This is a genomic window from Thermodesulfovibrionales bacterium (assembly GCA_035686305.1).
In the GTDB taxonomy this organism is placed as follows: domain Bacteria; phylum Nitrospirota; class Thermodesulfovibrionia; order Thermodesulfovibrionales; family UBA9159; genus DASRZP01.
Genome location: DASRZP010000115.1, coordinates 1 through 25,337 on the forward strand (window position 1 = coordinate 1; position 25,337 = coordinate 25,337).

General features: G+C 51.8%; 23 protein-coding genes and 1 rRNA gene. 11 read left to right on the top strand and 13 right to left on the bottom strand.

What is annotated here, in order from left to right; all coding sequences use genetic code 11:
- A 23S ribosomal RNA gene (locus tag VFG09_13095) occupies window positions 1-114 on the top strand; the annotation flags it as partial.
- A gap of 182 nt (window positions 115-296) precedes the next feature.
- A complete protein-coding gene (locus VFG09_13100) occupies window positions 297-1,718 on the top strand; it encodes a sigma-70 family RNA polymerase sigma factor (GenBank protein ID HET6516092.1) in 1,422 nt (473 codons plus the stop codon).
- A 67-nt stretch (window positions 1,719-1,785) separates the two neighbouring features.
- On the opposite strand, the gene VFG09_13105 is transcribed toward VFG09_13100, so the two are convergent.
- Window positions 1,786-2,808, bottom strand: a complete 1,023-nt coding sequence (locus VFG09_13105) for a LysM peptidoglycan-binding domain-containing protein (protein HET6516093.1) — start codon at window positions 2,806-2,808, stop codon at window positions 1,786-1,788.
- Between the two features lie 60 nt (window positions 2,809-2,868).
- Window positions 2,869-4,134, bottom strand: coding sequence for a serine--tRNA ligase (gene serS, locus VFG09_13110; protein ID HET6516094.1), 1,266 nt, complete (start codon window positions 4,132-4,134; stop codon window positions 2,869-2,871).
- Window positions 4,135-4,200: 66 nt separating this feature from the next.
- Between serS and VFG09_13115 the strand changes: the two genes are divergently transcribed.
- The 4 genes from VFG09_13115 to VFG09_13130 are packed head-to-tail and all read left to right on the top strand — an operon-like array spanning window position 4,201 to window position 6,604.
- The gene (locus tag VFG09_13115) at window positions 4,201-5,415 is read left to right on the top strand and encodes a flagellar hook-length control protein FliK (GenBank protein ID HET6516095.1); all 1,215 of its coding nucleotides are present in this window, start codon (window positions 4,201-4,203) and stop codon (window positions 5,413-5,415) included.
- Entirely contained in the window at window positions 5,412-5,681 is a 270-nt protein-coding gene (locus VFG09_13120; GenBank protein HET6516096.1) for an EscU/YscU/HrcU family type III secretion system export apparatus switch protein, read from the top strand. The genes VFG09_13115 and VFG09_13120 overlap by 4 nt, the downstream gene beginning before the upstream one ends.
- A 17-nt stretch (window positions 5,682-5,698) precedes the next feature.
- Window positions 5,699-6,361 (top strand): endonuclease III domain-containing protein, encoded by a 663-nt coding sequence (locus tag VFG09_13125; GenBank protein HET6516097.1) that lies wholly within the window; start codon window positions 5,699-5,701, stop codon window positions 6,359-6,361.
- A 51-nt stretch (window positions 6,362-6,412) separates the two neighbouring features.
- Window positions 6,413-6,604, top strand: coding sequence for a hypothetical protein (locus VFG09_13130; protein ID HET6516098.1), 192 nt, complete (start codon window positions 6,413-6,415; stop codon window positions 6,602-6,604).
- Between the two features lie 2 nt (window positions 6,605-6,606).
- On the opposite strand, the gene VFG09_13135 is transcribed toward VFG09_13130, so the two are convergent.
- From VFG09_13135 to lexA, 6 genes are all read right to left on the bottom strand, one after another.
- Window positions 6,607-7,920 (bottom strand): DNA polymerase IV, encoded by a 1,314-nt coding sequence (locus tag VFG09_13135; GenBank protein ID HET6516099.1) that lies wholly within the window; start codon window positions 7,918-7,920, stop codon window positions 6,607-6,609.
- A gap of 54 nt (window positions 7,921-7,974) precedes the next feature.
- Window positions 7,975-11,469, bottom strand: coding sequence for a type ISP restriction/modification enzyme (locus VFG09_13140; GenBank protein HET6516100.1), 3,495 nt, complete (start codon window positions 11,467-11,469; stop codon window positions 7,975-7,977).
- Between the two features lie 24 nt (window positions 11,470-11,493).
- Window positions 11,494-12,261, bottom strand: a complete 768-nt coding sequence (locus VFG09_13145; GenBank protein ID HET6516101.1) for a phage Gp37/Gp68 family protein — start codon at window positions 12,259-12,261, stop codon at window positions 11,494-11,496.
- Between the two features lie 355 nt (window positions 12,262-12,616).
- Window positions 12,617-13,099, bottom strand: a complete 483-nt coding sequence (locus VFG09_13150) for a PIN domain-containing protein (GenBank protein ID HET6516102.1) — start codon at window positions 13,097-13,099, stop codon at window positions 12,617-12,619.
- Window positions 13,080-13,367, bottom strand: a complete 288-nt coding sequence (locus VFG09_13155) for an AbrB/MazE/SpoVT family DNA-binding domain-containing protein (GenBank protein ID HET6516103.1) — start codon at window positions 13,365-13,367, stop codon at window positions 13,080-13,082. The genes VFG09_13150 and VFG09_13155 overlap by 20 nt, the downstream gene beginning before the upstream one ends.
- A 71-nt stretch (window positions 13,368-13,438) precedes the next feature.
- Window positions 13,439-14,035, bottom strand: a complete 597-nt coding sequence (lexA, locus tag VFG09_13160; protein ID HET6516104.1) for a transcriptional repressor LexA — start codon at window positions 14,033-14,035, stop codon at window positions 13,439-13,441.
- A 234-nt stretch (window positions 14,036-14,269) separates the two neighbouring features.
- Here lexA and VFG09_13165 point away from each other — a divergent pair, with 234 nt between their 5' ends.
- Window positions 14,270-14,836 (top strand): hypothetical protein, encoded by a 567-nt coding sequence (locus VFG09_13165; GenBank protein HET6516105.1) that lies wholly within the window; start codon window positions 14,270-14,272, stop codon window positions 14,834-14,836.
- A gap of 13 nt (window positions 14,837-14,849) precedes the next feature.
- On the top strand, window positions 14,850-15,206 hold the full coding sequence (locus VFG09_13170; protein HET6516106.1) for a DUF2784 domain-containing protein: 357 nt from the start codon (window positions 14,850-14,852) through the stop codon (window positions 15,204-15,206).
- Between the two features lie 30 nt (window positions 15,207-15,236).
- Here the strand turns inward: VFG09_13170 and VFG09_13175 are convergent, their stop codons facing one another.
- The 5 genes from VFG09_13175 to VFG09_13195 form a co-directional block, all read right to left on the bottom strand.
- On the bottom strand, window positions 15,237-16,508 hold the full coding sequence (locus VFG09_13175; protein HET6516107.1) for an endonuclease Q family protein: 1,272 nt from the start codon (window positions 16,506-16,508) through the stop codon (window positions 15,237-15,239).
- Between the two features lie 24 nt (window positions 16,509-16,532).
- Window positions 16,533-18,266: a hypothetical protein gene (locus VFG09_13180; GenBank protein HET6516108.1), complete on the bottom strand. Its 1,734-nt coding sequence runs from the start codon at window positions 18,264-18,266 to the stop codon at window positions 16,533-16,535.
- Window positions 18,267-18,300: 34 nt separating this feature from the next.
- Window positions 18,301-20,088: a phosphoenolpyruvate carboxykinase (GTP) gene (locus VFG09_13185; protein ID HET6516109.1), complete on the bottom strand. Its 1,788-nt coding sequence runs from the start codon at window positions 20,086-20,088 to the stop codon at window positions 18,301-18,303.
- Between the two features lie 240 nt (window positions 20,089-20,328).
- On the bottom strand, window positions 20,329-21,312 hold the full coding sequence (gene trpS / locus VFG09_13190) for a tryptophan--tRNA ligase (protein HET6516110.1): 984 nt from the start codon (window positions 21,310-21,312) through the stop codon (window positions 20,329-20,331).
- Window positions 21,309-21,998, bottom strand: coding sequence for a site-2 protease family protein (locus tag VFG09_13195; GenBank protein ID HET6516111.1), 690 nt, complete (start codon window positions 21,996-21,998; stop codon window positions 21,309-21,311). Before VFG09_13195 ends, trpS begins: the two co-directional genes overlap by 4 nt.
- Window positions 21,999-22,117: 119 nt before the next feature.
- Between VFG09_13195 and kdsB the strand changes: the two genes are divergently transcribed.
- From kdsB to kdsA, 3 genes are all read left to right on the top strand, one after another.
- Window positions 22,118-22,933: a 3-deoxy-manno-octulosonate cytidylyltransferase gene (gene kdsB, locus VFG09_13200; protein HET6516112.1), complete on the top strand. Its 816-nt coding sequence runs from the start codon at window positions 22,118-22,120 to the stop codon at window positions 22,931-22,933.
- Window positions 22,912-24,570, top strand: coding sequence for a CTP synthase (locus tag VFG09_13205; protein HET6516113.1), 1,659 nt, complete (start codon window positions 22,912-22,914; stop codon window positions 24,568-24,570). The genes kdsB and VFG09_13205 overlap by 22 nt, the downstream gene beginning before the upstream one ends.
- A 12-nt stretch (window positions 24,571-24,582) precedes the next feature.
- The coding region (gene kdsA, locus VFG09_13210) for a 3-deoxy-8-phosphooctulonate synthase (GenBank protein HET6516114.1) at window positions 24,583-25,337 on the top strand (755 nt) is incomplete at its 3' end.

Sequence of the window (25,337 nt, forward strand, 5' to 3'; positions counted from 1 at the left end):
CGGGCAGCAATGCCCCTGAAGGTCCGTGGTAGACTACCACGTTGATAGGCTGGAAGTGTAAGCGCAGTAATGTGTTCAGCTGACCAGTACTAATAGACCGTGAGGCTTGACCCTTATCATCTTCCCTCCTGTTGTCAAGGAAAAGAAAAGGGCCTTTTTACAAAAAGGCCCTTTTGTGTGTCTTGGGGCGGAGATGACTGTGTACATCAGTATCATTTCTTCTCACAAAAAAGAAGTTCTTCTATCATCATTTCTATGATATGATGATAGCATTGACGAGGTGACACGGTCCAGAAATGAGAGAGAGAGACATATTTGAAGAAATCATCGACATGGGTAAGAGGCGGGGAATTCTTACCTATGACGAGATAAATGACGCACTCCCCTCCGAATTCTTTTCTCCTGATGAAATCGAAGACCTCATGGACCTTCTCCAGGATATGGGCGTTAAGGTGGTCGACTACGAAGAGGCTCTCCCTCCTGAAGAAGAGGTTGAGGAAGAGGAACTCGATGAATATGAAAAGACGGAGGATCTCGTACAGGCCTACTTCCATTCCATGGGCGATATATCGATTCTCACCAAGGACGAGGAAACGGAGCTCGCCAAAAAACTGGAAGAAGGGAGAGAGATCATAAAAAGGATTGTCACCAATCTCCCCCTCTACAAAAAGATCGAGGCGAGCTTGGACGGAGAGGCTGAAGAGATTCCCCCGGAAGAAGAACGTCCTGACGAGGCGCTCCTGAAGTCAGTGGCGCGCATAGAGGAGTTAAGGGCGCACATAGAGGCAGTTGAAAGGGCTATCATGAAGTATGGTTCCTTTAAGGAGTTGAAGAAGCTCATATCAGAGAAGAAAAAGAAAGGGATCCATGCAGACAAGCTCGAGGCTCTGGCGAAAGAGATTCAGCAGGAATACAAGAAAGTTGAGGCCGAGGTAGGAGTAAGGATCGATGAGCTCAAAGTTTCTTATGGAAGGATGTCGAAGGCCAAGGCCCTTCTTACCGAAGCAAAGAATGAGCTCATAACAAGAAACCTCCGCCTGGTGGTCAACATCGCGAAGAACTATGTCGGCAGAGGCCTGCCCCTCCTCGATCTCATCCAGGAGGGCAACATTGGCCTCATGAAGGCCGTCGACAAGTTTAAGTATGAAAAGGGCTTCAAGTTTTCTACATACGCAACATGGTGGATCAGGCAGGCTATTACCCGGGCGCTCATTGATCAGACAAAGACCATCAGGGTGCCTGTCCATATGATGGAGTTTTATAACAGAGTCACTAAGGCTTCCCGTGAGCTGACGCAGCAGCTCGGGCGGGAACCGAGCAATGAAGAGATTGCACAGAAGCTTGTTGTGCCGACACGGAAGGTCGAAGAAGTATTCAGGGCTATTCAAGATCCCATTGCACTCCAGACTCCTGTGGGAGATGAAGATACGGAGCTCGAGGATTTTATCGGGGACAAGAACAGCCCTTCCCCCTATTCTGACACAGAAAGGATAGAGATTTCTGAACACATCCAAAGGGTTTTGAGAACACTGACCGCAAAGGAAGAAAAGGTGATTCGGATGAGGTTCGGGATCGGCGCTGATAGGGACCACACCCTCGAGGAAGTCGGAAGGTACCTGTCTATCACAAGGGAGAGAGTGCGTCAGATAGAGGCAAAGGCATTGAGAAAGCTGAAACATCCGAGCAGGCTGAGAGCGCTCAAGATTTTAACCACGTAGTGGCAAAGGAAACCCGCTGATAAGCGGGTTTCCTTTGCTCATGCTGTCGACAATCTTTCCCTTTTTTCTAAGGCTTCCCTATCCTATCTCCTGCCTTGACTTCTCTTTCGGATTTTACGACAATTGCTGTCGCCGTCCTTTCTTTCATGCCGATAACCTGAATAGTCCCGTTGGGGACATCAAAGGTGTTCCTCGAAATCATCGGTATCATGTCACCGATTTCCAAACCATCTCTTCGTCCCTTATCAATGAAGACGATATCCTTCTGGCTGTTGATATCATGTCTCTCCCTTGTGGCAACAATGAAGCCGTTGACGGAGAGGGTCCTCGGATTATCTATAAGAAAAGGCTGTTCCATCTCATAGTAGTTGTCAAGGACATCTCCCACAACTACTTCTGCGAAAGAGGCTGTTACCTTTGCCTTTGTCCGCCCACTCTCTGTTCCGACAATTTCCAGGACCCCGACGATTTCGATGACATCGCCCATATTGGCGCCCGTTTCAGGATGCCTGACCTTCCCTGTTGAGCGTATAACATAGAACCTGTCACCAGCCTTTACCGGTTCAGCGGTCCTGATGTACGTATCATCTCCTCTGCCAAACTGGCTTCTCTCTGTCGGCGCACCGGTAATCTCACCCATGACTGTTATGGAGTCGGCGATATAACCGCTTGAGATAAGAGTATCTTGGTCGACCAGATAGCTTTTCATAATGGGGGTGACTTTCTTCGTTGCTGGCTCTCGTGCCGTCTTCGTCACGGGCTTCACCTGGGGCCTTGCCTCGACTCGCTCAATTGCCTTTTCAACAGGTTTGGGAGCGACCTCTTTCTGAAGGAGAGAAAGGGGAATCCTGATCTTTTGACCGGGATAAATGAGGTCAGGATTTTTCACCTCGGGGTTTTCCTTCCATACCTTGGGCCAGAGAAAAGGGTCGGTGATCTCCTTTGAAGAAATCGTCCAGAGGGTTTCACCTCTGATAACGGTGTGCTCCTTAAATTCCTGGTCCTGACAATAGGCACCGGGAGCAAAAAACAAACAGATCAGTGAAAGCACGGTTATGGCAAGAATACAACCTCCCTGAGTTCTTCTCATGTTTCCTCCTTCTTTCCAATCAAACCATACCGAAGATTGAAAACCCTTGTCAAGCACTTTTTACCGAATGACGTCAATCTTCATATAGGGTCTCAGCACCTCCGGTATGACGATGCTTCCGTCCCTCTGCTGATAGTTCTCGATGATCGCCACAACCGTCCGACCGATAGCAAGGCCGGAGCCGTTCAGGGTGTGGACGAATTCGGTGCCTTTCTTTCCTTCCCGCTTAAATCGTATATTGGCCCTCCTCGCCTGAAAATCTCCAAAATTAGAGCAGGAGGAGATCTCCCGGTACTTCGCCTGCCCAGGGAGCCAGACTTCGAGATCATAGGTCTTTGCTGCAGAAAAGCCGAGGTCACCGCTGCAGAGTGCGACGACCCTGTAAGGGAGTTTCAGTTTCTGAAGAATATCCTCTGCGTCCCTGGTGAGGGTTTCAAGTTCTCCATAGGAATCTTCAGGTTTAGCAAACTTAACGAGTTCCACCTTGTTGAACTGGTGCTGCCGTATAAGGCCCCTCGTGTCCTTGCCATAGGACCCAGCCTCGCGCCTGAAGCATGGAGTGTACGCTGTGTAATACAGAGGGAGGTCCTTCTCCTGGAGTATCTCATCACGATGAATATTCGTGACAGGCACTTCCGCCGTAGGGACAAGATAGAATTCAGCATCAGCGACCCTGAAAAGCTCGAATTCAAACTTCGGAAGCTGGCCGGTTCCGATCATGCTTTCACGATTTACCAGTACCGGCGGGAAGACCTCGGTATACCCTTTCGATGTATTGAGATCGAGCATGAAGTTCATCAAAGCCCTTTCGAGTCTGGCCCCGGCACCTTTCATGAGTGCAAATCTGGCTCCCGCAATCTTCGATGCCCTGTCAAAATCAATGATATGAAGCATCTCGGCAATGTCCCAGTGGTTGAGGGCAGGGAAATCAAATTCCCTCGGGTCTCCCCATGTCCGCACAACAACGTTTTCCGTCTCGTCCTTTCCCACAGGCACCGATTCATGGGGAATATTCGGGACGTTGAGAAGAAACTCCCTGATCTTCTCATCGAGATCACGGAGTCTATCATCAAGTTCCTTTATCCTGTCTGAGACTGATTTCATCTCATCGAGGAGGACTGTTGCGTCTTTTTTCTCTCTCTTCAGCCTTCCGATCTCTTCCGATACGGAGTTTCTCCTATTTCTGAGGTCTTCTGACTCTTTGAGCAGGGTTCTCCTTTCATCCTCCATGGAAAGGAATTCTGAGAGGGAGAGTGCATAATTTCTCTTCTTAAGGGCCTCGGTTACGATCCCGACATTCTCTCTCACAAACCGTACGTCAAGCATCAGGTGCTCCCTTCAGAATTCGTTGAATTTGCTATAATAACTCATCTAAACTCATGGAAGTCAAGGATGGATAGCTCATCAATCGACCGTATCGGAGGGATCCTCACCCTTGTAAAACCCACCGGCAGAACGCTTTCTTTCGTCATCGGAGACACATTGAAAGCCGATGTACTGAACATGGTAAAGGATGGAACCGTATCGCTCAGGATCGGAAGAGAGATCATCAGCGCGAAATCGGAAATTCCGTTAACAAAAGGGGATATGGTACTCCTGAAAGTTCTTGGATTTGAAGGCGATCTGAAACTCCAGTTTCTCGGCGTCGAGTCAAAGAGTATTTCTCAGAACATCGAGCCTCAGAAGAGCCTTCCGCAGGATGGCCAGTCGGCGATCCCGGCAAGGATATTCACGATGCTCTCAGGTCTTTCGGATGCAGAACTGAGCGGCAGGGATGTGAGACTCCTGACAGAGATATTCAGATCTCTCCCGGAAAAAGTCCGTTCGGACTTCCCGGAATTGAAACTTCTCGAAGATACCCTGCCCGAGATAGAAGGTCTGAATAATCAGCTCCTAAAAACATCTGTAGAAAATTCCGGGATTCTCTTTGAGACAAAACTGAAACTCGCTGCCCTGAGTGCTTCGGACGGAGAGACCATCTCTCCGGAACAGACAGAGATGAGCGAAGAAGTACGGACAGAAGAACCGGGGACCCTGGCCGATTCCCCGCTTGAAGGCAAAGATGGCTCTTCCCGTGACAAAGGAATAACCGAGGACCTGAAGGGACTGCTTCTAAGGACACGAGAGATCATAAGGGACCCTGAAGTCATCGGCTCACTCAAGATGCTGGGAATCAAGCCTGAGCAGGCAGCCCAGGTCATAGACAGGATAGCGAAGAATATCGAAGTCTTCCAGCTTACCTCAAAAATGAACGATATGCTCTACACCTTTCTTCCGCTTTCATGGCATGAATTGAGAGACGGCGAGGTGATATTCAAAAAGTCGAAGAATACGGACAACAAGAGCAACACTTACTATTGTACTGTCAACCTCGATCTTGAACGTGCTGGGAAGATCTCCATTTCCGTCACCCTTTATAACAATTCCTTCTACGTCTCTTTCAAAGTTGATAATGAAAAGACCTGCTCACTGCTTCAATCCCATACAGTCTTACTAGAAAAGAGGTTTGCCGACGCGGGGATGTCTCTCAAGGCCGTGAATCTTACCACTGAAGAGATAGTCTTGGGGACAGTGAAGAAGGAGGAAGGGATACGCATAACGATTTGACGAAAGAAAAAGGGTCAAAGGCAGCAGCGTTACAATACACACGCGGAACAGATTCTGCTCCCAAGGTAACGGCAAAGGGAAGAGGAAAGGTTGCCGAAAAGATCCTCGAGGTCGCGAGGAAGCACAATATTCCGATTCGGGAGGATAGGGAACTCGTTGAGATCCTTTCTTCCCTTGACCTCTACCAGGAGATACCACCCGAACTTTACAGGGCCGTTGCCGAAATCCTGGCCTTTGTGTATTCGTTGAGCAGTAAGAACAAATGACCCCCCTCTCGGAGAAGATGAATTTTCACAAAGGGAAAGTAGCTGGCCTCCAACGTTATTATGATGAGCTCTATAGGGCCTTTGGGCCGCAGCATTGGTGGCCTGGTGAGACGCCCTTTGAAGTCGCTATCGGCGCAATCCTCACGCAAAACACCAACTGGGGGAATGTCGAAAAAGCCATTCAGAATCTCAAATCAGCCTCTGCCCTGAATGCAAAGACTCTGCACGAAATGCCCGTAGGCAGACTCGCTCGATTAATCAGACCCGCAGGTTATTTCAATATCAAGGCGAAGAGACTCAAGGCATTGATCAAGTTTCTTATGGAAAACTATCACGGCAGGATGAAGAGGATGGAGGGTGAGGATATGAATGTCCTGAGGAAGGAGCTTCTCTCTGTGAAGGGTATCGGACCGGAGACCGCTGATTCGATTCTCCTCTATGCCCTCGAAAAACCCGTCTTTGTCATCGACGCATACACGAAGAGGGTTCTCTCTAGACACAAGATCATGGATCATGACGAATCTTACGCCGACTTTCAGAACCTCTTTCATTCATCTCTGAAGAGAGACGTGGAACTTTTCAATGAATACCACGCGCTCTTTGTGAGGGTGGGAAAATATTACTGCAAGTCGATCCCCCGCTGCGGCGAATGTCCTCTCAGACACCTCCTGCCGGCTTAGCGTAGTGAAGTAGTTAACACATAAGCAGCGGATAGTATGATAGAATGAAAAATGACTATGGACAACCCGGAGATTGACCCTGCCGGAAACCTCTGTCCTGCTTGCGGAAACGTCCTTACCGATAAGGAGCATATCGAAGGAGGGTGGAACTGCACCTGCGGTGAGTTTATCCCCGAGGGTCTGGCCATCAAGCCGCGGGAAGGCCTTTCCAACCAGCACAGGCAGAACAAACTTTGGAGATGACGTCACACCTTGATATGGAGCATAGGGAGAGCGAGCCTCTGCCTTTTGTTCTCCCCTTTGAAAAGATCGGTCTTTCGCTCCGGCGTATCCCCCCTCTCCCCCTCGTGTTGTGACTGAAGCTTCGTCGGCAGGCTCGATGCGTGGTGAACGGCGTACTTCCCGTAACGCTGCGAAAGATGATCAACGGTTTCGTATATCCTCGACATCTTCCCGACCCGTGCTCTGTCATCAAAGAGTGAATATTCGATCTTCTCTTCTGCAAGCAATCCTCCAAGGACAACGCCGGTCTGACGGTAGAGGTGACCGGGTTGGTAAAGATGAAGAAACCCCTTCCGCAGGGGCTCAAAAAGGTCTGCCGGAAAAGCGGTCGGCTGACATAAGGTCATCTCAATTCCCGTGTCCCTGAAATCCTGGGTCCTGAGAAAGAGGATCAGCCGCGTCGCTGCGAGCCTGTATCTCCTGACCTTGATGCAGGCACTTTCGAGGTTCCTGGAGAGTTGGCCAAAAATGAAGGTTTTGTCGGCCGATGGCGGCGTAAAGGTCTTCGCCTTGCTTATTGATTGATAGGTGCTCTTTCTCTCGGTAACGACGGGATAGACAGACCTCCCGTTCAGCTCATGCCATATTTCCCGATAAGGTTTGGAGAGATGCTTATCAATAAACCCCTGATCCCTTCGCGCGAACTGGAGAGCGGTGGTGATCCCGAACTTCCTGAGAAAGGCAGCAGTGTTCGGGCCGATACCCCAGACCTTTTCGACCGGCAGATTCTCAAGGAAGATATGGATCTCCCTGCCAGGGATGAGCGTGAGACCGTGGGGCTTGTTCTGTTTCGAGGCTATCTTCGCCAGGACCTTCGAGAGGCTCACCCCTACCGATACCGTAATCCCAAGCTCCCTCTCGATCGTATCTTGCATCTTCTTTGCAATCATTCCATAAGGGCCGTGGAAGCTTCTTCTCAGACCAGTGAGATCGACAAAGGCCTCGTCTATGGAGTATTCCTCAACATCAGGAGAGAAGCGCCTCAGTATCTCGAACATCCGGACAGAGAAGAGGCTGTATGTCTCATAATCCGACGGGAGGATGATAGCATCTGGACAGAGTTTCTTGACATCGGAGAGTCTTATCCCTCTTGTTACCCCTTTTGCCTTCGCCTCGTAACTGGCGGCAGCGACGATTCCTCGTTCCTTCCCTGTTATGACCGGTTTGGCTTTCAGGTCCGGATGGATTGCCTGCTCACAGGAGGCAAAGAAGGCGTCGGCGTCCACGTGGAGAATCGCCTGCGGCCAGGAACGAATGGTGAGGGGAGTGTTGTCCATAAGACTAATACGCTTTTCGGGATATAAGAGTCATCTGTTCACTATACTGCCGACTTATTTCTTTGGCCAAGGATAGGTTGCTTCAACAATGTTCCTGTAATTATCGTCTAATGTTGGCTGCAGGGCGACAATAGAGGCGACCCGCCGGGCCATCTCCATCACGTACCTGACTTCCTCTACCGTCAGGCCACGGCCAAGCAGGTCTTTCTCCCGATACGAAAGCCATTTCTTGATAACCTGGTAACCGCCGATAGTGTACTGCCACACAGCCTTCGGTACATTTCGCCAACAGGCAATGTCGTTGAGATAGATGTCCAACACTTCACCGTTGTCGATGATCTTGCCTTTCCCCGGCATGGTGACGCCGCCCTTGCCCGCATGGCCCCACCCCGCCGTGACATCAAGGTCTCCTGCCTCGGGCTTCGCCTGTTTGCCGTCCACGCGCTCGAATACCGCAATACCTCTGAGATCGTCACGTATATTTCCCGTTGTCACTTCCGTAACCGGCGTCTCGGTATCCAACAGGGCTGCGATCTGCCGCCCCAGTTCTGCGGAAGCGAGGAGGAGATCCTTGTTGTTCGGCAAAGGAATCCTTGGCCAATCTTGCCGGATACCGTCGGCGTTCTCGGTCAGATAGGCCGGGGCATAGCCGATCGCAAGAGCGTGGAACCAGATCGCCTCGGCGCTTGACTGGTCCGCATCCGGATCAGGAAGACCAAGCGCGGTGAGATACGCACGTGCGATGGCTGAGAGGTTGGCAGTGATCTTTTGCGAATCGTGTTCCATTCCTGGTAAAGCCCGAGAGCCGGTCTTACTGCGGCGCGACAGACTGGCAGACCATTCCTTGAGCCTGAGAGGAAAATGACGCGCATGCCCGGAGATGCAGTCGTAGTCGCATACGATTGGCGACAACAAAAAAGGCGGCCCTTCGGGTTCTTTGTCGGCCGTATCGCGCGTTATAAAGAACCGGTTGCCTAGAAATCGCTGATTCAACAACTGTGGCGCTGGTCTCGAAAATAGCGGCGCTATTTGAGCATCAAGATATGCAATACGAATATCAAATGGTTTAAATGGATATACAATAATGTTGTCAGGACTGTAAGTAATTTTGTCATCACTTTTGAGTTTTAGTCGTACCTTGGCAGCATCAAATTCACCAGAAGATGTCATCCACTCGGGAATAGAGCTTGCGATGTGGTCGTCAGGCACGCCTTTATTTAAATACTTATCCAGTAGTTTAAGTCTCGTTTTCTGATCAGGAAAAACAATCAGCGAATTCCCCCTACGCTCAATTGGCCCATTGAATGGTGGCTTTTCACAGAGATCTATTATCTTCGGCCATTCGAGGTAGTGGGGTGCAACTTCTGAAGGTCGAAAACTCCAGCGATTCTCCTTTGTCGGAGTCGCAACCTGATACTGCTGGTCAAAGTCTTTAGTTTCAAGGCTATCGAGAAGTTCGCTCCGCTTACCCGTGCCCCAGAAGTGTCGGAACCTCACAACCGGCGATGTGCTGGCTTTTCGCTGCTTGTCTTTTTTTACGAATAGACTGATTGCCGTACCGACACGAATACCCTCTCGGTTCCATTCCGTAGAAAATACCGACGGGTCAGGCTTGCCTGCCGGAGTCAACTTGCCGGTCTCACGGCTGTCGCCATTCATGCAGTCGAGCCATAACGAATCAAATTCGACGAGAAACCGCGAACGCATCACCACAAACGATGGATCGCCGAGATAAGAAAAGTTTGAAATGAACGACACTACGCCCCGGCCGCCTTTTTCGGCAATGCGTTTCTCAGCGAGACGGAAAAAGCGAATATAGAGATCATCGAGATTGAATTTCTTGATGCTCCATTCGGAGATAAGTCCCTGTTTGTAGGGTTCGACCAAAGCGTTTTCTTCTTCCGGACTCACACCAGCGAAAGCGTTGTACGGCGGGTTGCCGAGAATGACAAGGATGGGCTTCTCCTGCTTTACTTTATCGGCAGCATCGCGCTCCTCCTGAAAGCCGGGGAATACAATCTGCTTAGGCTTCTCCTTGGGCGGCTCCCACCCGGTAAGGGCATTGGTGAGGTAAACACCGGATCGCTCGGGCGGATCGCCGACGTCGCTCAAAGGTGCACCGAGGGTTTCGAGTTCCAGCCCAAGCTGCAGGTGCGCTATTACAAACGGCGCAGGTAAAATCTCGAATCCAAAAATTCGCTCCTTTGCGGCCTTCTTGAGGTCGTGGGCGACGAGGGCATCGCCCCCTTTGTCGTGGAGCGTTGCCGCAATACGCCGCAGAACAGCACGCAGATATGCACCTGTACCGCAACAAGGGTCAAGGACAATAACATTGGGGTCAGCAAGGCCGTCAGCTAACTTGAGTTCGGAACGGAGCACGGAGTCCACGCGCTCAACCTGATAGCGGACGATTTCTTCTGGCGTATACCACACCCCGAGTTCCTTGCGCAGCTCTGGGTCGAAGGCATGCAAGAAGGGCTCATAGAAGTACTGCACCGCGTGGCCCTCGTCGAAGGAACTGAAGAACTCGGTGTGGTCCACTCGGTTGAGCGCAGCAGCGGCCCAATCGAGAACCTCGATCAGACCGAGTGCACCTAAGTGGGACGGATCGGCGACCTGCACAAACAGAGCGCGCAACATCGGCACACGCAGGAGCCAGTGTGCTAAGCGCCAGTCGAAAGGACCTGAGACATCATAAGGCGCGGACGGCTCACGAATCGTATCCGCAAAAGTCTTCTTTACATGCCAGCCATCATGACGACGCGTCCAGAGAACCCACGCCGAAAAGACGCCATAAAAGAGGGTCTGAACGAGGGTCGAGCGGAAGAAATGCTCGCCCTTCTCTCCCTCGAAATGCAGCCCGAGAGCGTCTTGGAGGGCCTGCCGCAGGTTCGCAAGGGCCGGGAGGTCCGCCTTCTCGATCCGCAGACGGGCGTCGTGGGCATAGGAGGCCAGAATCGCCGCCACGTCTTTGGGCTGCGCGAGCGGCGCATTATGAAGCAGAACGCGCCTGAGATATTCCAGCATGCGCTCCCCGCGCTCGGTAGCAGTCTTTCGCGGGTGGGCCGCCAACTGCCAGAACTCTTTTTCTGAATCTGCCAGTGAGAAAGACTCAAGAATTGAAGGTTGCCCGGACGGATCTTTGCCGACGAGTGCGAAAGACCGGAAATTGGTGACGAGCACCATCCCATACCGTTTCCAGTATCGTTCGACCTGCTCAGTCCCGGCCACCTGTCTCACATCCGTGTCAAGGGGCTTTGCCTCGATAATACCCCGCGAGGGGTTCTGCGCAAGAAATGGGTTATCACCACCTTCGACATCGCGCGCTTTGCGGCTGAACTGATCGGCTGTGAAAAGCCCGCCATCCGGCAGTCCTGCGCCCCGGTTTGCCAGATTGATGACGCACCTGACCTTGGGCTTCAGGCCTTTGCCTATATGGGTAAGGAGTTTCTCCAGCGCGGGATAAAACGACGTTTCCGGAGCATTGGCCCGTGTTGCACGGACCTCTGCTATCTCGGTCAGGTATTGTTCTATTACATTTGCGGTCATATTGTTTATCAGTCTCTTATCATCTCAGACTGTCTCCACCGCTGGCGAACAATATAAATGTCCAGCAGGCACAGCATCCCACGTCCTACCTTCAAGCAAGCGGCCGTTGTGTTTTTTGGCCCGTTTTTTCCCATCGGCCCCCCAGCCACCCCACTGCTTGAAAAAGAAGGCGACTTTCTGTTGCTCACACTGACGCTTTATGTTTACCACCCATTCCCGCCTCATCGGCCGGGCCTTCGGTCCTGATTCGCCACCGACGATAACCCAGTGAATCCCTTTCAGGTTTATCTCGCCTAAATCCTCCAGCAGAGGTTCAACAGAAACGAAGCGGACAACCGCTGGGACCTGACGAATCCAGTCGAGACGTGGAAGACCGTGTTTTTTGTCTTCAACCGTCACTCCCAACCAAGCGTTGCAAGGCGGCTGATAGTGTTTAAAAAAGTCTGCCATGCGTTCAGCTCTTTTTGTGAGCACCTGAAAAGTATGTTGCTCTGCCTGCCGAATCACATCAAAGACTCGGCTGGTGTAATCGACAGGGATACCCTCGTGAAACAGGTCACTCATAGAATTCACAAAGTAGACGGTCGGCTTGGTTTTATTCAGTGGCTCCTCAAGGCGATAAGGCAACAGGGTAAGCTTAAAGCCGTTCTCGTAGCCTTTCACTCTCATCGCCCTAAGCCTTCGAGCCATGACCTCTGCGTAACAGTGCGCGCAACCGGGAGATATCTTGCTGCATCCCACCGTCGGATTCCATGTCTGTTCGGTCCACTCTATCTTAGAAAGCCGCGCCATATCTCCTCAGAAAGCTACAGCAAATCAAGTTGGTCATCGCTGTACTTTCTTGCCTCCTTCCAAAATTTTTTGCCTAATTCATTGCGACTGAAGAAAGCAAGGTGATATAACGGGAGATTTTTCTCAGTTGATCTTACGTGCACCATATCGGCCAATCCCTCGTAAAAATAGCTTAACGTCTTCATTTGCCTACCGAAAAGATCGGCAAAGAAATAACCGAAATTCTCCCATTTCGTTTCTTCCAAACGCCACTTTATACTCAGCCCATAAGCCGACTTGAGGTGTAATAAGGCCGTCATCTTCTAAATTTGGGAGTTTCTCAAGCATTATGTTATCAGAAGACTCCATAAAAACATTACTTCTTCACCGTCACCCCTTTTCCTTCTCCAAAAACCTTAAGAACCTCAGGGAGAATACTATCAAGAAATTCAGCAGGACTTAAGATTTTAAAGGAGCGTTTCCCTTTCAGCTTGATGAAATCTTTTTTGTCACCTGTTACAAGAAAATCGACGTTGCCGATGATGGCTGAAGCTAAAACAGGGATGTCTTTGTCGGAAGTGAGACCGAAGAGCTTCTTTATCTCTCCCGGCGAAGGAAGAGGTATGACATCGAGGTTCAGCAGGGGAAGATATTCCCTGTATGCCGGAAGCACATCGGGCATTTTCTTCGTCAGGTTCCGCTCGATTTCGATGATGTTATATTCTCCTGTTGTACAGGCAAGCATGGGGAGGCCGAGGCATAAAAGGTCAAGAATGATGCGGGGCGCGCCTTTATCAGAGAAAAGACCTGAGATGATGACGTTCGAATCGAGGAAGACCTTAATGCCTTTTCTTGTCATACTTTTCCTTGTAAAGCGCTTCCCTTTCCTCTTCAAGCCCATCAAGCAACTCTTTTTCTGAAAGCCCCGATGCCTTCATGATCTTTCTGATCTGCCTCCGCGCCTCGTCGAGATCGAGTCTCTTCGGCGTGACGATGACCGAGTCTCCCACAGGGATGATAGAGACCACCTGTCCTTCTTCAAGGTGGCTTGATTCTCTTATCTTTTTCGGGATCGTCAGTTGGCCACGGGACTTTATCTCTGCTATGGCTGTTTTTGCGACACCCATCCCAGACCTCCTTCTCCTCTTATTCTGAAATTAGAATATCAGAATTCAGAAAAACTCGCAAGTTGATCGACTTACTTATATTTCCTCACCACCGCTGTCACGACACCGGCAATCTTCAGTTCTTTCTTCGGTTTGATCGCCTGATACTTAGGGTTTGCAGGGATGAGGGTCACGCTCTCTCCGCGCTTTCTCAAGTATTTCATCGTCCATGCTCCGTCGACCTCGGCGATGACGATATCCCCGCTCTTTGGTGTCTGGCCCTTATCAACCAGCACCATGTCGCCGGGAAGGATGCCAGCGCCGGACATCGAGTCTCCTGACACTTTAAGGAGAAACGTTGCCTGGCGATTCTGTATCAGGAGGTCGTCGAGGGACAGGGTGTCTGCCAGTTCCTCCTCAGCAGGGCTTGGAAAACCTGCTTCCACGGTACCCAACACTCTGATCGAACCTGCCATTGACCTTGGAATGAGCCTTCCCTTCTCGTCTCTCTCAAGAATGCCGAGGCCTTCGAGTCTGTTGATGAGTTTAAAGACCGCGTTCTTTGATTGCATGCCTGCCATCTGTCCGATTTCAGAAAAGCTCGGCATCCTCCCCTTCTCTCGATAGAAGCCGGATATATCCCTGATCCTTGCCTTGAGCCTGCTTTCCCGTGCGCCCGTTGCCTTCATGAGTTCATTATAGGTGAACGGTTGTTCACTGTCAAGGATAATGTTAAAGGACCCTCTTCCTGTGGAGCTTTCCTGGAATGAGGGGGGAATGCAGGATCGGGTCTTCTGGATCAATCCGCAAAATTATTTCTCATGGTTACCTGTTATCATTTTGGAGCCGGCCTCGATTATAATAGGTCAGTTGATGCAGCGGTTCGCAACGGCCTGATAGTCTTTCACGGAGCAAGCGCAAGAATGTCTAAGAATGCAATCATCGATATAGACAACACCTTATGGCAATTCTGCGACGCCTTATATGAAGAATTGAAAAAGGTTAACAGGCGCTTCCCGACCGTTGATGCCTGGACACACTGGGACCTCTGGCAAGGGTATTGCTCGGAGGAGGATTTCTTCAGGACCATTGATACCATACACTTCAATCAGGACAGCGACAGATATCGGCCTTACCCTGAAGCCAGGGGATTCCTCTCGGCGCTCAGGGAACATGGTTATCACATTACCATAGCAAGCCACAGGTCAGGAGATTTCAGGGAGCAAACGGAGAGATGGCTTGAGAAACACGGCCTTGTCTATGACGTGCTGCACCTCTCCCACCATAAGACCAGGTTGTTCACCATGCCCATTGATGTTGTGGTCGATGACTTTCCCCTGGTCTTGGAAAGGGCCGTCGAAACCGGGGCATTGGGTGTTGGCCTGTTGTTTCCATGGAACAGGGAATATGCGAACAACGAGATCATGCTTTTCAAAGATCTTCATGAGGTCTTGGCTTATATACTGAAGAACCAAGCTCGAAGGATATGAAGAATTTGTCGCTATGGGTTATAAACTCCTGGCGGATACGGTTCTTTTTGTTCATCTTTTATGGATACTCTTTCTCATCTTTGGCGTCTTTTGGGGGATGAAAAATAAGAAGGTAAAGCGTATTCATATTACGGGGTTGACCTTTGCCCTCATTATTCAGGCATTCAACTGGTATTGTCCTTTAACCTATCTCGAGACCTGGCTGAGATCAAAACACGACCCGACCCTGTCGTATACCGGTTCATTCATATCCCACTATGCGGAGAAGATTGTCTATATCGAACTTCCTCCCTCCCTGATTTTCGGCATGACCACGCTCCTGGCCGGCATTACTTCGTGGCTGTACGTGAGAAGGAAGCGACAGATATGACCTTTCATCCTTACCTGACTGGGCATAGGCTCAGGATAACGGTCTCTGCCTCTTTCCCTTTTTTTTCTTGACGTCCTCGAAAATCCTCACCTTTCCGAACTCTCCGTCAAACCCCGGCGCGATATGGACATCACCTGAACGCATTCGGGAGATGGCTTCGGCGATTCGGGAAGAGCCTGCCTTCTCGATCTCCCGGACGGAGCACTCCAACAATATCCTGAATTCATTTCCGAGCCTTTCGAGCAGCGAAAAATAGTCCTTCTCAACAGCTTTGCTGTTCACGCCGACCTTCAGCGTTTCTCCTATAATCTCGGGGAGAGGTATTACGGAAGAGAACCCGGGCGCCCCCTCCGGCCTGAAACCCTCCTCTCTGTCTGCAAGTTTCTCGACCCTGTGCATCACGCCGATCGTAACCTTCTTCCCGCAGACGGGACAGAGGTAGCGATGTTTCATCGTCTCTTCGGGCGTGAGGCTTACGCCACAGCTCCGGTGACCGTCATAATGATACTTCCCCTCCTCAGGGAAAAATTCTATGGTGCCGAGGAAGCCCTTTCTTGTCCTGAGCGCTTCTCTGATCGCAGGGTACGAGGGCTCTGTGTCGAAGATGCTTGCCTCCCGTCCTATTTTGGCCGGTGAATGGGCGTCGGAATTTGATAGGAGGGTTACCCTGTCGAGTGCGGAAAGCCGCCGGTTCATGGCAGGATCAGAGGACAGCCCCGTCTCAATGGCGAGGATAGAGGGGGTCAAGTCTTCAAAGCACTCCTCGAGGGTGTCGAAGCCGGATGCAGCGCCAAAGACCGAGAAATGAGGGGTCCAGGCATGGGCAGGGATGAGCATCCCATCGGGAGATACATCGCTGACGATTTTCAGGAGCTCTTTCGCGTCGAGCCCGAGAATGGGCCTCCCGTCTGACGTGAGGTTTCCTATCCCCGAGAGGATTCTGTTGATTTTCTGCGCATCACCAAATCCGGGAACGAGAATGATCGAATGTACCTTCCGGGTCCTTCCCCTTTTGCTGTAGACACAGCTGATCTCAGCAGAGAGGAGGAAGAAGACGTCTGCCCTGCATGACTCGGGAACATCACGGGACAAAAACTTCTTCTTTAGCCGGAAGAGACCCTGCCCTGCCGGCTCGACTTTTTCCTGGAGTTCGTCGAGCCATTGGGGATGAGTAAAGTCTCCTGTTCCGATTACCGAGATCCCCTTGAATTGCGCCCATTTCCAGAGGGCTTCGGGGGACATGTCCCTGCTCGTTGCCCTCGAATATCGTGAATGGATATGGAGATCCGCAATAAAGCGCATTCATGACCTCAGAGCCCGGTCTCTTCATCCATGAATCCCATCGTCTCCGGTGATCTTCCATATGAGTTCGAGATTGCAGATAATGACCACCGGTTCCCCAGAACTGTCCTTCATGATCTCCCCCTGAGGGTCTATGGCCAAGAGGAGATCGTTGGTTCGCAATGAAGAACCGTCAAAGCCGCACTCCCCCAGTTTCTTTTTTACGATCTCGAGAAACATCGCAGAGCGCGACTCATCGATGAGCCCTCTGTCGAGGGCCTTTGAGAGATCCACAGGGGTGTATAAGGCGTTACGGTGTTCGGCAACCCACTGATCAGGCCCGTTGTAATAGCCCCGGATGGTAATGTAATTATGGTTTTCCTGGAGGACGGGATTGCCTTCCGGGTCCAGAAGGTCTCTGTGAGATTCGTATTTCCTCATGTCCGTAGACGCCTCCACCTTCGTGCTCCCCGTCATGTAGATCGCGCGCACATAGACCGTCGGAATGCCGAGGCGGTTCAGGGTATGGGCAATGGCAAATTCCTCAAAGGGACTGTTTATTCCGTATTGACGGACCTTGGGATCCCGGGAACCCTCTTCTTCTCCCATGGGCATTTCGCCGACCCTTGACGTTTCCCAGACGAGGTGGATGTTGTCCTTTGTTATGGTATAGAAGACTTCCTTGGATTCGGACAACCTGAGGGAAGGGGTCTTCCTCCACCGCTCAGGGAGGAAATAATCGAAGAGGTGAGGGTTCCTTCCCACCACCCATAGGCGGCCGCCGGTGCTCTCTGCATGTCCGTAAAGATAGGGCACGCCAAGAATCTCCGTATGAGAGAGATGGGCAGGGAGCGGGGCGGGGTCAAAACGATGTCTCAGATCATCGAGGTAGGAATATCTTCGCGAATTCTTCACTTCATCTTCATGCTCAGGGGTCCGCAGGAGCAGTTCGTAATCGATCAAAGAATAGTTACCGTCATGGATCAGCCCGTACACGAGATCGACCTGCTTCTTGTAAGCATGGATATCTTGTCCTCGCCCGATTTCCTCAATCCCTTTCGTGTCTTCCTCGCTCAGGATAATATGCTCGGGCTTCATATCAGCCATAAGGTATCCCTTCCTCTTAAGATCGCCGAGGGCCTTATAATTGATCCTGGTGAGATGACTGACAAGTTCATCATGGTTGATATCGATATGCTCGAATACTTCTCTCAGATTGTGGCCCCTGATCCATTCATAGATGAGCTTGTATTGTTTCAGGATATCAAGATGGATTCCGGGGTGCTTTGCCTTGATACGGTTGATCCTGATTCGTGATCTCCCGCTCTGCCAGACCTGCATGGTCTCAGGAGGCACATAGATTGCCATCGGCAGCTGGGTGTTCACCTTCGCCTCTCTCGGTCTGTAGAGGTTGTCCAGAAGTTCCATGACCAGGGAAAACTCTTCCCAGGGGCTGTTGAACTCTGCATCACAGATTTCCTCCAGGATATGGGTATCGATGGGAACGTCTTCACCCACCCGGCAGTTCTTCACGACCAGATCAAGGCTCCTGCCGTCTATCTCTCTTGTGGGAACCTTGTAGACAGAGCTCGTACCGAGAAGCCGTATCTTGTGAGTATTGAACCAGCTCTTTTCGTACCAGTTCTCTATCTCGAGATGCCTGTGGTTCGCCTCTGCAAAGGGGGTAAGATAGAGGTCTCCGCCGTCACTCGTCTTTGTATGGACGTAGACGACCCCCAAAACATTGACGAGGGTCTTCCTTGCTGTCACCTTTTCCATGAGGTCAGTTTATGAGTAATCCCCTGGCAAGGGGTTATGCAAGACGGTCCTTGAACCTCTTGAGCTCGCTCTTCAGCTCTTCCGGCAGGCGGCTCCCGAAGGTAGCAAAATGGGCCTCGATATCAGGCACCTCTGCTTTCCACTCTATAGAACGAACACTCATTAACTCTTTCAGGTCCTCTGATGCTATGGCGAGTCCCGAAAGGTCGAGATCTCCTTTCCGGGGCAGCAAGCCGATGGGTGACTCTTGTGCACCGACCCTGCCGTCAACGCGTTCGCACATCCATTTGAGTACCCTGCTGTTGTCGCTGAAGCCCGGCCACAAAAACTTCCCGTCCTGATTTTTCCTGAACCAGTTCACGTAGAATACCCTCGGCGCCTTGGTGCCAAGCCTCTCGCCCATGGTGAGCCAGTGCCGGAAGTAGTCACCCATGTTGTAGCCGCAGAAGGGCTTCATGGCAAAGGGGTCCCTCCTCAGGTTGCCGACGGCGCCGATGTTGGCAGAGGTCGTCTCCGAGGCAGCCGTTGCACCGAGGAAAACTCCATGCTCCCAGGAGAAGGCCTCATAGACAAGGGGCACAACACTGCCGCGCCTTCCGCCGAAGATAAAGATGTCGATGGGAACGCCCTCAGGGCTTTCCCAGTCTTTGCAGATGACGGGACACTGCGACGCGGGCGCAGTGAAGCGGGCGTTCGGATGGGCAGCGTCCGCGTTGCTTTCAGGAGTCCATTCGCGGCCCTTCCAGTCGACGAGGTGTGATGGGATTTCATCGGTCATGCCCTCCCACCAGACGTCTCCATCATCGGTCAGGGCACAGTTCGTGAAGATCACATTTTCCCTGAGGGTATCCATGGCCATAGGATTCGTGTCGTAGGACGTGCCGGGGGCCACTCCGAAGAAGCCGCGCTCAGGATTGATGGCATGGAGGCGTCCGTCTGCGCCGATCTTCATCCATGCGATATCGTCACCGATGAATTCGCATTTCCAGCCCTTAATCGAAGGCTGCATCATGGCGAGGTTGGTCTTGCCGCATGCGGAAGGGAAGGCAGCGGCGATGTGATACTGTTTCCCTTCAGGGTTCGTCAGACGGAGTATGAGCATATGCTCTGCCATCCATCCTTCCCGCCTGGCCATGGCAGAGGCGATACGGAGGGCCAGGCACTTCTTGCCAAGGAGGGCATTCCCGCCGTAACCTGAGCCGTATGACCAGATGAGGTTTTCCTCGGGGAAATGGCTGATGTATTTCTCTTCTATCGGTGCGCAGGGCCATTGCACGTCCTTCTGTCCAGGCGCCAAAGGAGCTCCGATCGAATGGAGGCAGGGGATAAAATCCTCACCTCCGTCGAGGAGTTCCATGACCCGGGAACCGACGCGGGTCATGATATGCATGTTGCAGACCACATAGGGACTATCAGAGATCTCGACCCCGATCTTTGAGATGGGAGAACCGATGGGCCCCATGGAAAAAGGGATGACATACATGGTACGGCCTCTCATGCAACCCTTGTAGTGACCCTTCATGGTCTCTTTCAGTTCTGCGGGATCGATCCAGTTGTTTGTCGGGCCCGCTTCATCCTTCGATGATGTAGAGATGAAGGTGCGGTCCTCGACACGGGCCACGTCGCTCGGATCAGAGCGGAAGAGATAGCTGTTGGGCCGCTTCCTGAGCGTGATGGCACTGCCCATGGCCTTCAACTTCTCCATCATGAGGTTATACTCTTCCCTGGTACCGTCGCAGACATAGATATTGTCAGACCGGCACATATCCGCCACCTCTTTGATCCAGGCACTGAGCTTCTTATTCTTTACCGTGATACTCATTCACACTTCCTCCAGAACAAGATATTGCTATCATGACGGGTGCGCTTCGGGAAAAAGAAAAAATCTTGAGACAAGACAAGAGGCCAACCACCTTTCTTATTATACGTAGCCGGCCCGCAAAAAATCCATATCAGCACTGCCCGACGTCCTGAACTTTGCAGGGCGAGAAAAAGTCCTTTTCAGTAAGCACCATCGCCCAAAAGGCGCCTCTGCGACCATCTTCTGGCGCAGCAAGTCTTCTTAAGAGAGACCCATGGCTTCACGGACAAGGCTCATCGTCTCCTCCGTGGCCTTCCTCGCCTTTTCGGTTCCCTTTCTGACGATCTCGGTCACTGTATCGGGATTCTTGATGAGTTCCTCTCTCCGCTTCCATATCGGCTCCATGATACGGGATACATTCTTTATGAGGATCTTCTTGCAGTCGATGCAGCCGATGCCCGCTGTCCTGCATCCCTGGGCGACGTATTCCTGTTCCTCCTTTGAAGAGAAGATCTTATGGAGCTGATAGACAGGAGAAAGTTCAGGGTCTCCAATGTCCGTCCTTCTCTTGCGGGCAGGGTCCGTCATCATGGTCCTCAGTTTCTGCTCAACCACGTCAGGGGTATCAGAGAGATAGATTGCATTATCATAGCTCTTGGACATCTTCCTCCCGTCAACACCGGGAACCTTGGGGAACTCCGTCAGCAGGGCTTCAGGTTCGGGGAAGACCTCCCGATAAAGGTTGTTAAACCTCCGTGCGATCTCCCGGGATATCTCAAGATGAGGGACCTGGTCGACTCCGACGGGAACGTACTTTGCCCGATAGATGATAATATCAGCTGTCTGGAGGAGGGGATACCCGAGAAAGCCATAGGTAGAAAGGTCGCGCTCCTTAAGCTCCTGGATCTTTTCCTTATAAGTCGGCACACGCTCAAGCCATCCCAACGGGGTGATCATAGAAAGGAGAAGGTGCAGTTCCGCATGCTCGGAGAGTTTCGACTGGATGAATATGGTGCATTTCTCGGGGTCCAGTCCTGCGGCAAGAAAATTCAGAAGGAGGTCCCGGGTCGATTCCCGTATCCCCTGAGGATGGGCATACCCCGTGGTAAGGGCATGCCAGTCTGCAACAAAATAGTAACAATCATACTGTTCCTGGAGCCTGACCCAGTTCTGGAGTGCTCCGACGAGATTCCCGAGGTGGAGCTTTCCGCTCGCCTGCATTCCGCTCAGCACCCGGTCCTTCACAACAGGCCCCCAAAGGGTATGAGGAATATGTTAAGGATAACCTGGATAAGCAGCCGGAGCGGTACAATAATGTACTGAGCGATTCCGGTTATCCAGAGAAGAATCACGATCACGATTCCGTAAGGTTCAAGCCTGCTGAACTGATAGGCCTGCCGGGCAGGGAGAAGGCTTACCGCGATCCTTCCGCCGTCAAGGGGGGGAATGGGAATGAGATTAAAGGCTGCGATGAAGATATTGAAGACTATGCTGTACTGCAGCATCCTCTGAAGGGGATTGATAACTCTTTCGACAAGCTCAGGCGCCGACTGGGGAGAAAGCTTAAAGATCAATGCAAGCAGCAGTATGCTGACGAAGGCTATGAAGACATTTGTGGCAGGACCGGCTGCAGAGACAAGAGCGGAATCCCTCCTCGGATGCCCGAGGTTGTTAAAGTTTACCGGCACGGGTTTAGCCGAACCGAACATAAATGTCCCGTTTGAGAGGATAAAGAGCATGACCGGAATGATGACGGTGCCGAAGAGATCTATATGGGCTAAGGGGTTAAGCGTGAGCCGGCCCAGCATCTTTGCCGTAGGATCACCTAACTTATACGCGGCGAAACCGTGGGCAACCTCATGAAAGGTTATTGCCACCAAAATCGGCAAGGCGGCCAGGAGCAGATGGCTTATCAAGCTCGTAAGATCCAAAGGAGTTCTCCTTTAAGGGCTATTATTATGTCAGATTGAACGAGAAAAGGTAAAGTGAATGCGGCCTTGGGTAGGGGTGTTTCAAATTTGACGATTATCGTATATAATTATCGCAAGCCATGTCTGTTCTCATCGTAATACCTGCCCGCTACGACTCAACCCGATTCCCGGGAAAACCTCTTGCCCCCCTGAAAGGAAAACCCCTTATTCAGCATGTCTACGAAAACTCACTGGGGGCGGTCCTTGCCGGCGAGGTGGTCGTTGCTACAGACAGTGAAACCATTTTCGAAAGGGTACTCTCCTTTGGCGGGAAGAGTGTCATGACATCCTCTGACCATACGTCCGGGACAGACAGGGTCGCAGAAGTCGCACGATCGATGGACTATGATATAATTGTGAATGTTCAGGGCGACGAACCTCTCATACGGCCCCAGATGATCGATGATGTGATCAGCCTCCTTTCCGACAGCCGTGCCGACATCGGAACACTTGTAAAGAGCATAGAAGAACCCGAAGAGATCATGGATCCCAATGTTGTGAAAGCGGTCTTCGGCGAGAACGGTTTTGCACTGTACTTCTCCAGGGCGCCGATCCCTTATCACAGAGATAGCGGGGCAAGACATGAGCTGATGCCGGGACAGGGATTCATGGAGGCGGGGAGCAGCCGTATGAACGTCCGCCCTTCCCAAAACCCCCTGCCCGCCCGGTCACGGTTTTACAAGCATATCGGCATTTACAGCTACAAGAGAGAGGCGCTCCTCAGACTCACGGAGATGAAACCGACAGCCCTCGAGAAGATAGAAAAACTGGAACAGCTCCGTGCGCTCGAACATGGCTTCGCGATAAAGGTGAAAGAGACAGCGTTCGAAATAATCGGGGTCGACACCCCGCAGGACCTAGAAAGGGCGGAAACATGGCTAAGTTTATCTTCATAACCGGTGGAGTTGTATCGTCCCTTGGAAAAGGTATCGCTGCTTCTGCAATGGGGGCCCTCCTCGAGACCAGAGGGCTCAGGGTCACGATCCAGAAACTCGACCCCTATATCAACGTTGACCCCGGAACATTAAGTCCCTTCCAGCATGGCGAGGTGTTCGTGACGGACGACGGTGCAGAGACCGATCTTGATCTCGGTCATTATGAACGGTTCACGCATATGAGGACCTCCCAGGCGAACAATTATACGACGGGAAAGATCTATTACAATGTCATTACTAAAGAGCGGCGCGGCGACTATCTCGGCGACACCGTTCAGGTGGTGCCTCACATTACCGACGAGATTAAACGGTCAATAAAGTCGGTCAGCAATAATAACGATGTAGTGATCGTCGAGATCGGCGGCACGATCGGTGATATCGAGAGTCTGCCTTTCCTCGAAGCGATACGTCAGATGCGGTACGACGTCGGCAGGGAGAATGTCCTCTATATTCATCTCACCCTCGTCCCATACATAAAATCGGCAGGAGAGCTCAAGACAAAACCGACCCAGCACAGCGTTAAGGAATTGCGGGCCATCGGTATCCAGCCCGATATCCTCCTCTGCAGGACTGACCTTCCTCTCCCGCCTGAAGCGAAGCGAAAGATAGCTCTCCACTGTAACCTCGATGTCGACGCAGTTATCGCCGCGCGGGACGTCGAGACGATCTACGAGGTTCCTCTGGCATTTAACGAAGAGGGCCTCGATCAGCTCCTCGTCAGGAAGCTGAACCTGGCCTGCCGGGAGACCAACCTTACCCCGTGGAGAGACATCGTAAGAAAGATCAAGGAACCGAAGGAAGAGGTGACCATCGCCATCGTCGGAAAATACGTGGGGCTCAAGGACTCTTACAAGAGCCTCACCGAGGCCCTCATCCACGGCGGGATAGCCAACGACGCAAGGGTCGACCTCCAGTGGGTCGATTCTGAAGAGATCGAAGTGCACGGCCCGGAGAAATTCCTCTCTGAAGTTGATGGGATACTCGTGCCAGGCGGTTTTGGGTACCGGGGCATTGAGGGAAAGATCGACGCAGTGCGTTACGCAAGGGAAAAGAAGATACCCTATTTCGGCATATGTCTCGGCATGCAGTGTGCCGTCATAGAGTTCGCGAGGAATGTCTGCGGCCTTTCAGCAAACAGCAGCGAGTTTGACCTGAATGCGAAAGACCCCGTCATATACCTCATGGAGAAATGGTATGACTTCAGGAAGGGAACGACGGAGGAGAGGTCTCAGTCCTCTGAGAAAGGCGGTACGATGAGGCTCGGTGCGTACCCTTGTATCATCCAGCCGGACACGCAGGCCTTCAGGGCATATCAGACGAAGGAGATATCAGAGCGCCACCGGCACCGCTACGAGTTCAATAATGCATATAAAGGCATCTTGACGAGACTGGGAATGAAGATAAGCGGGACGAGTCCTGACGGAGAACTAGTCGAGATCACCGAGATAGAGAACCATCCATGGTTTCTTGGATGCCAGTTCCATCCCGAATTCAAATCAAGGCCGACTGAACCCCATCCCCTCTTCAAGGCGTTCATCGGGGCAGCCATTAAAGAAAAGAGGGCCCTTTTCCCCGAGGTTACGGAAGAGAAGACGTAAGCTCCGAGAGCCGTGCGGAAGGTTACCATCCATAATGTGTCTGTCGGCGATGACCTGCCGCTCATTATCGCGGGTCCCTGTGTGATCGAAAGCGAGGAGACCACCCTTTCGACAGCGCGGAGACTGAAGGATGTCTGCAACAGGATCGGGCTTCCCCTGGTATTCAAGAGCTCTTACGACAAGGCAAACCGCACCTCTCTCTCCGCTTACAGGGGACCGGGAATCGACAAGGGCCTGCGCGTCCTCTCTGACGTAAGGACAAAGACCGGCGTTCCCATAATCTCCGATGTTCACTCTGTGGACGAAGTTTGGGTCGCTTCGCAGGTACTGGACGCGCTGCAGATACCGGCCTTTCTCTGCAGACAGACCGATCTCGTCCTTGCTGCGTCAAATACGGGCAAGCCGGTGAACATAAAGAAAGGTCAGTTCCTCGCACCCTGGGATGTGAAAAACATTATCGATAAGTTCACGTCAACGGGGAATCACAATCTCTTCATCACGGAGAGGGGTACGTCCTTCGGATACAACAATCTCGTCGTGGATTTCAGGGGTTTTCCAGTCATGCGTTCTTTCGGTTATCCCCTGATATTCGATGTCACCCACAGCCTTCAGCTGCCAGGTGGACAGGGGAGTTGCTCAGGAGGCCAGAAGGAGTTTGCAGAGCCCCTCGCGAGGGCGTCTGTTGCTGTCGGCGTTGACGGGCTCTTCCTCGAGGTCCATCCCGAGCCTGAAAAGGCGCTCTGTGACGGGCCTAACATGGTGAGACT

Coding starts and splice junctions, on each gene's coding strand:
- VFG09_13100 (HET6516092.1), top strand. CDS start 297: ATGAGAGAGAGAGACATATTTGAAGAAATCATCGACATGGGTAAGAGG.
- VFG09_13105 (HET6516093.1), bottom strand. CDS start 2,808: ATGAGAAGAACTCAGGGAGGTTGTATTCTTGCCATAACCGTGCTTTCA.
- serS (HET6516094.1), bottom strand. CDS start 4,134: ATGCTTGACGTACGGTTTGTGAGAGAGAATGTCGGGATCGTAACCGAG.
- VFG09_13115 (HET6516095.1), top strand. CDS start 4,201: ATGGATAGCTCATCAATCGACCGTATCGGAGGGATCCTCACCCTTGTA.
- VFG09_13125 (HET6516097.1), top strand. CDS start 5,699: ATGAATTTTCACAAAGGGAAAGTAGCTGGCCTCCAACGTTATTATGAT.
- VFG09_13130 (HET6516098.1), top strand. CDS start 6,413: ATGACTATGGACAACCCGGAGATTGACCCTGCCGGAAACCTCTGTCCT.
- VFG09_13135 (HET6516099.1), bottom strand. CDS start 7,920: ATGGACAACACTCCCCTCACCATTCGTTCCTGGCCGCAGGCGATTCTC.
- VFG09_13140 (HET6516100.1), bottom strand. CDS start 11,469: ATGACCGCAAATGTAATAGAACAATACCTGACCGAGATAGCAGAGGTC.
- VFG09_13145 (HET6516101.1), bottom strand. CDS start 12,261: ATGGCGCGGCTTTCTAAGATAGAGTGGACCGAACAGACATGGAATCCG.
- VFG09_13150 (HET6516102.1), bottom strand. CDS start 13,099: ATGACAAGAAAAGGCATTAAGGTCTTCCTCGATTCGAACGTCATCATC.
- VFG09_13155 (HET6516103.1), bottom strand. CDS start 13,367: ATGGGTGTCGCAAAAACAGCCATAGCAGAGATAAAGTCCCGTGGCCAA.
- lexA (HET6516104.1), bottom strand. CDS start 14,035: ATGAAGGCAACGGGCGCACGGGAAAGCAGGCTCAAGGCAAGGATCAGG.
- VFG09_13165 (HET6516105.1), top strand. CDS start 14,270: ATGTCTAAGAATGCAATCATCGATATAGACAACACCTTATGGCAATTC.
- VFG09_13170 (HET6516106.1), top strand. CDS start 14,850: ATGGGTTATAAACTCCTGGCGGATACGGTTCTTTTTGTTCATCTTTTA.
- VFG09_13175 (HET6516107.1), bottom strand. CDS start 16,508: ATGCGCTTTATTGCGGATCTCCATATCCATTCACGATATTCGAGGGCA.
- VFG09_13180 (HET6516108.1), bottom strand. CDS start 18,266: ATGGAAAAGGTGACAGCAAGGAAGACCCTCGTCAATGTTTTGGGGGTC.
- VFG09_13185 (HET6516109.1), bottom strand. CDS start 20,088: ATGAGTATCACGGTAAAGAATAAGAAGCTCAGTGCCTGGATCAAAGAG.
- kdsB (HET6516112.1), top strand. CDS start 22,118: ATGTCTGTTCTCATCGTAATACCTGCCCGCTACGACTCAACCCGATTC.
- VFG09_13205 (HET6516113.1), top strand. CDS start 22,912: ATGGCTAAGTTTATCTTCATAACCGGTGGAGTTGTATCGTCCCTTGGA.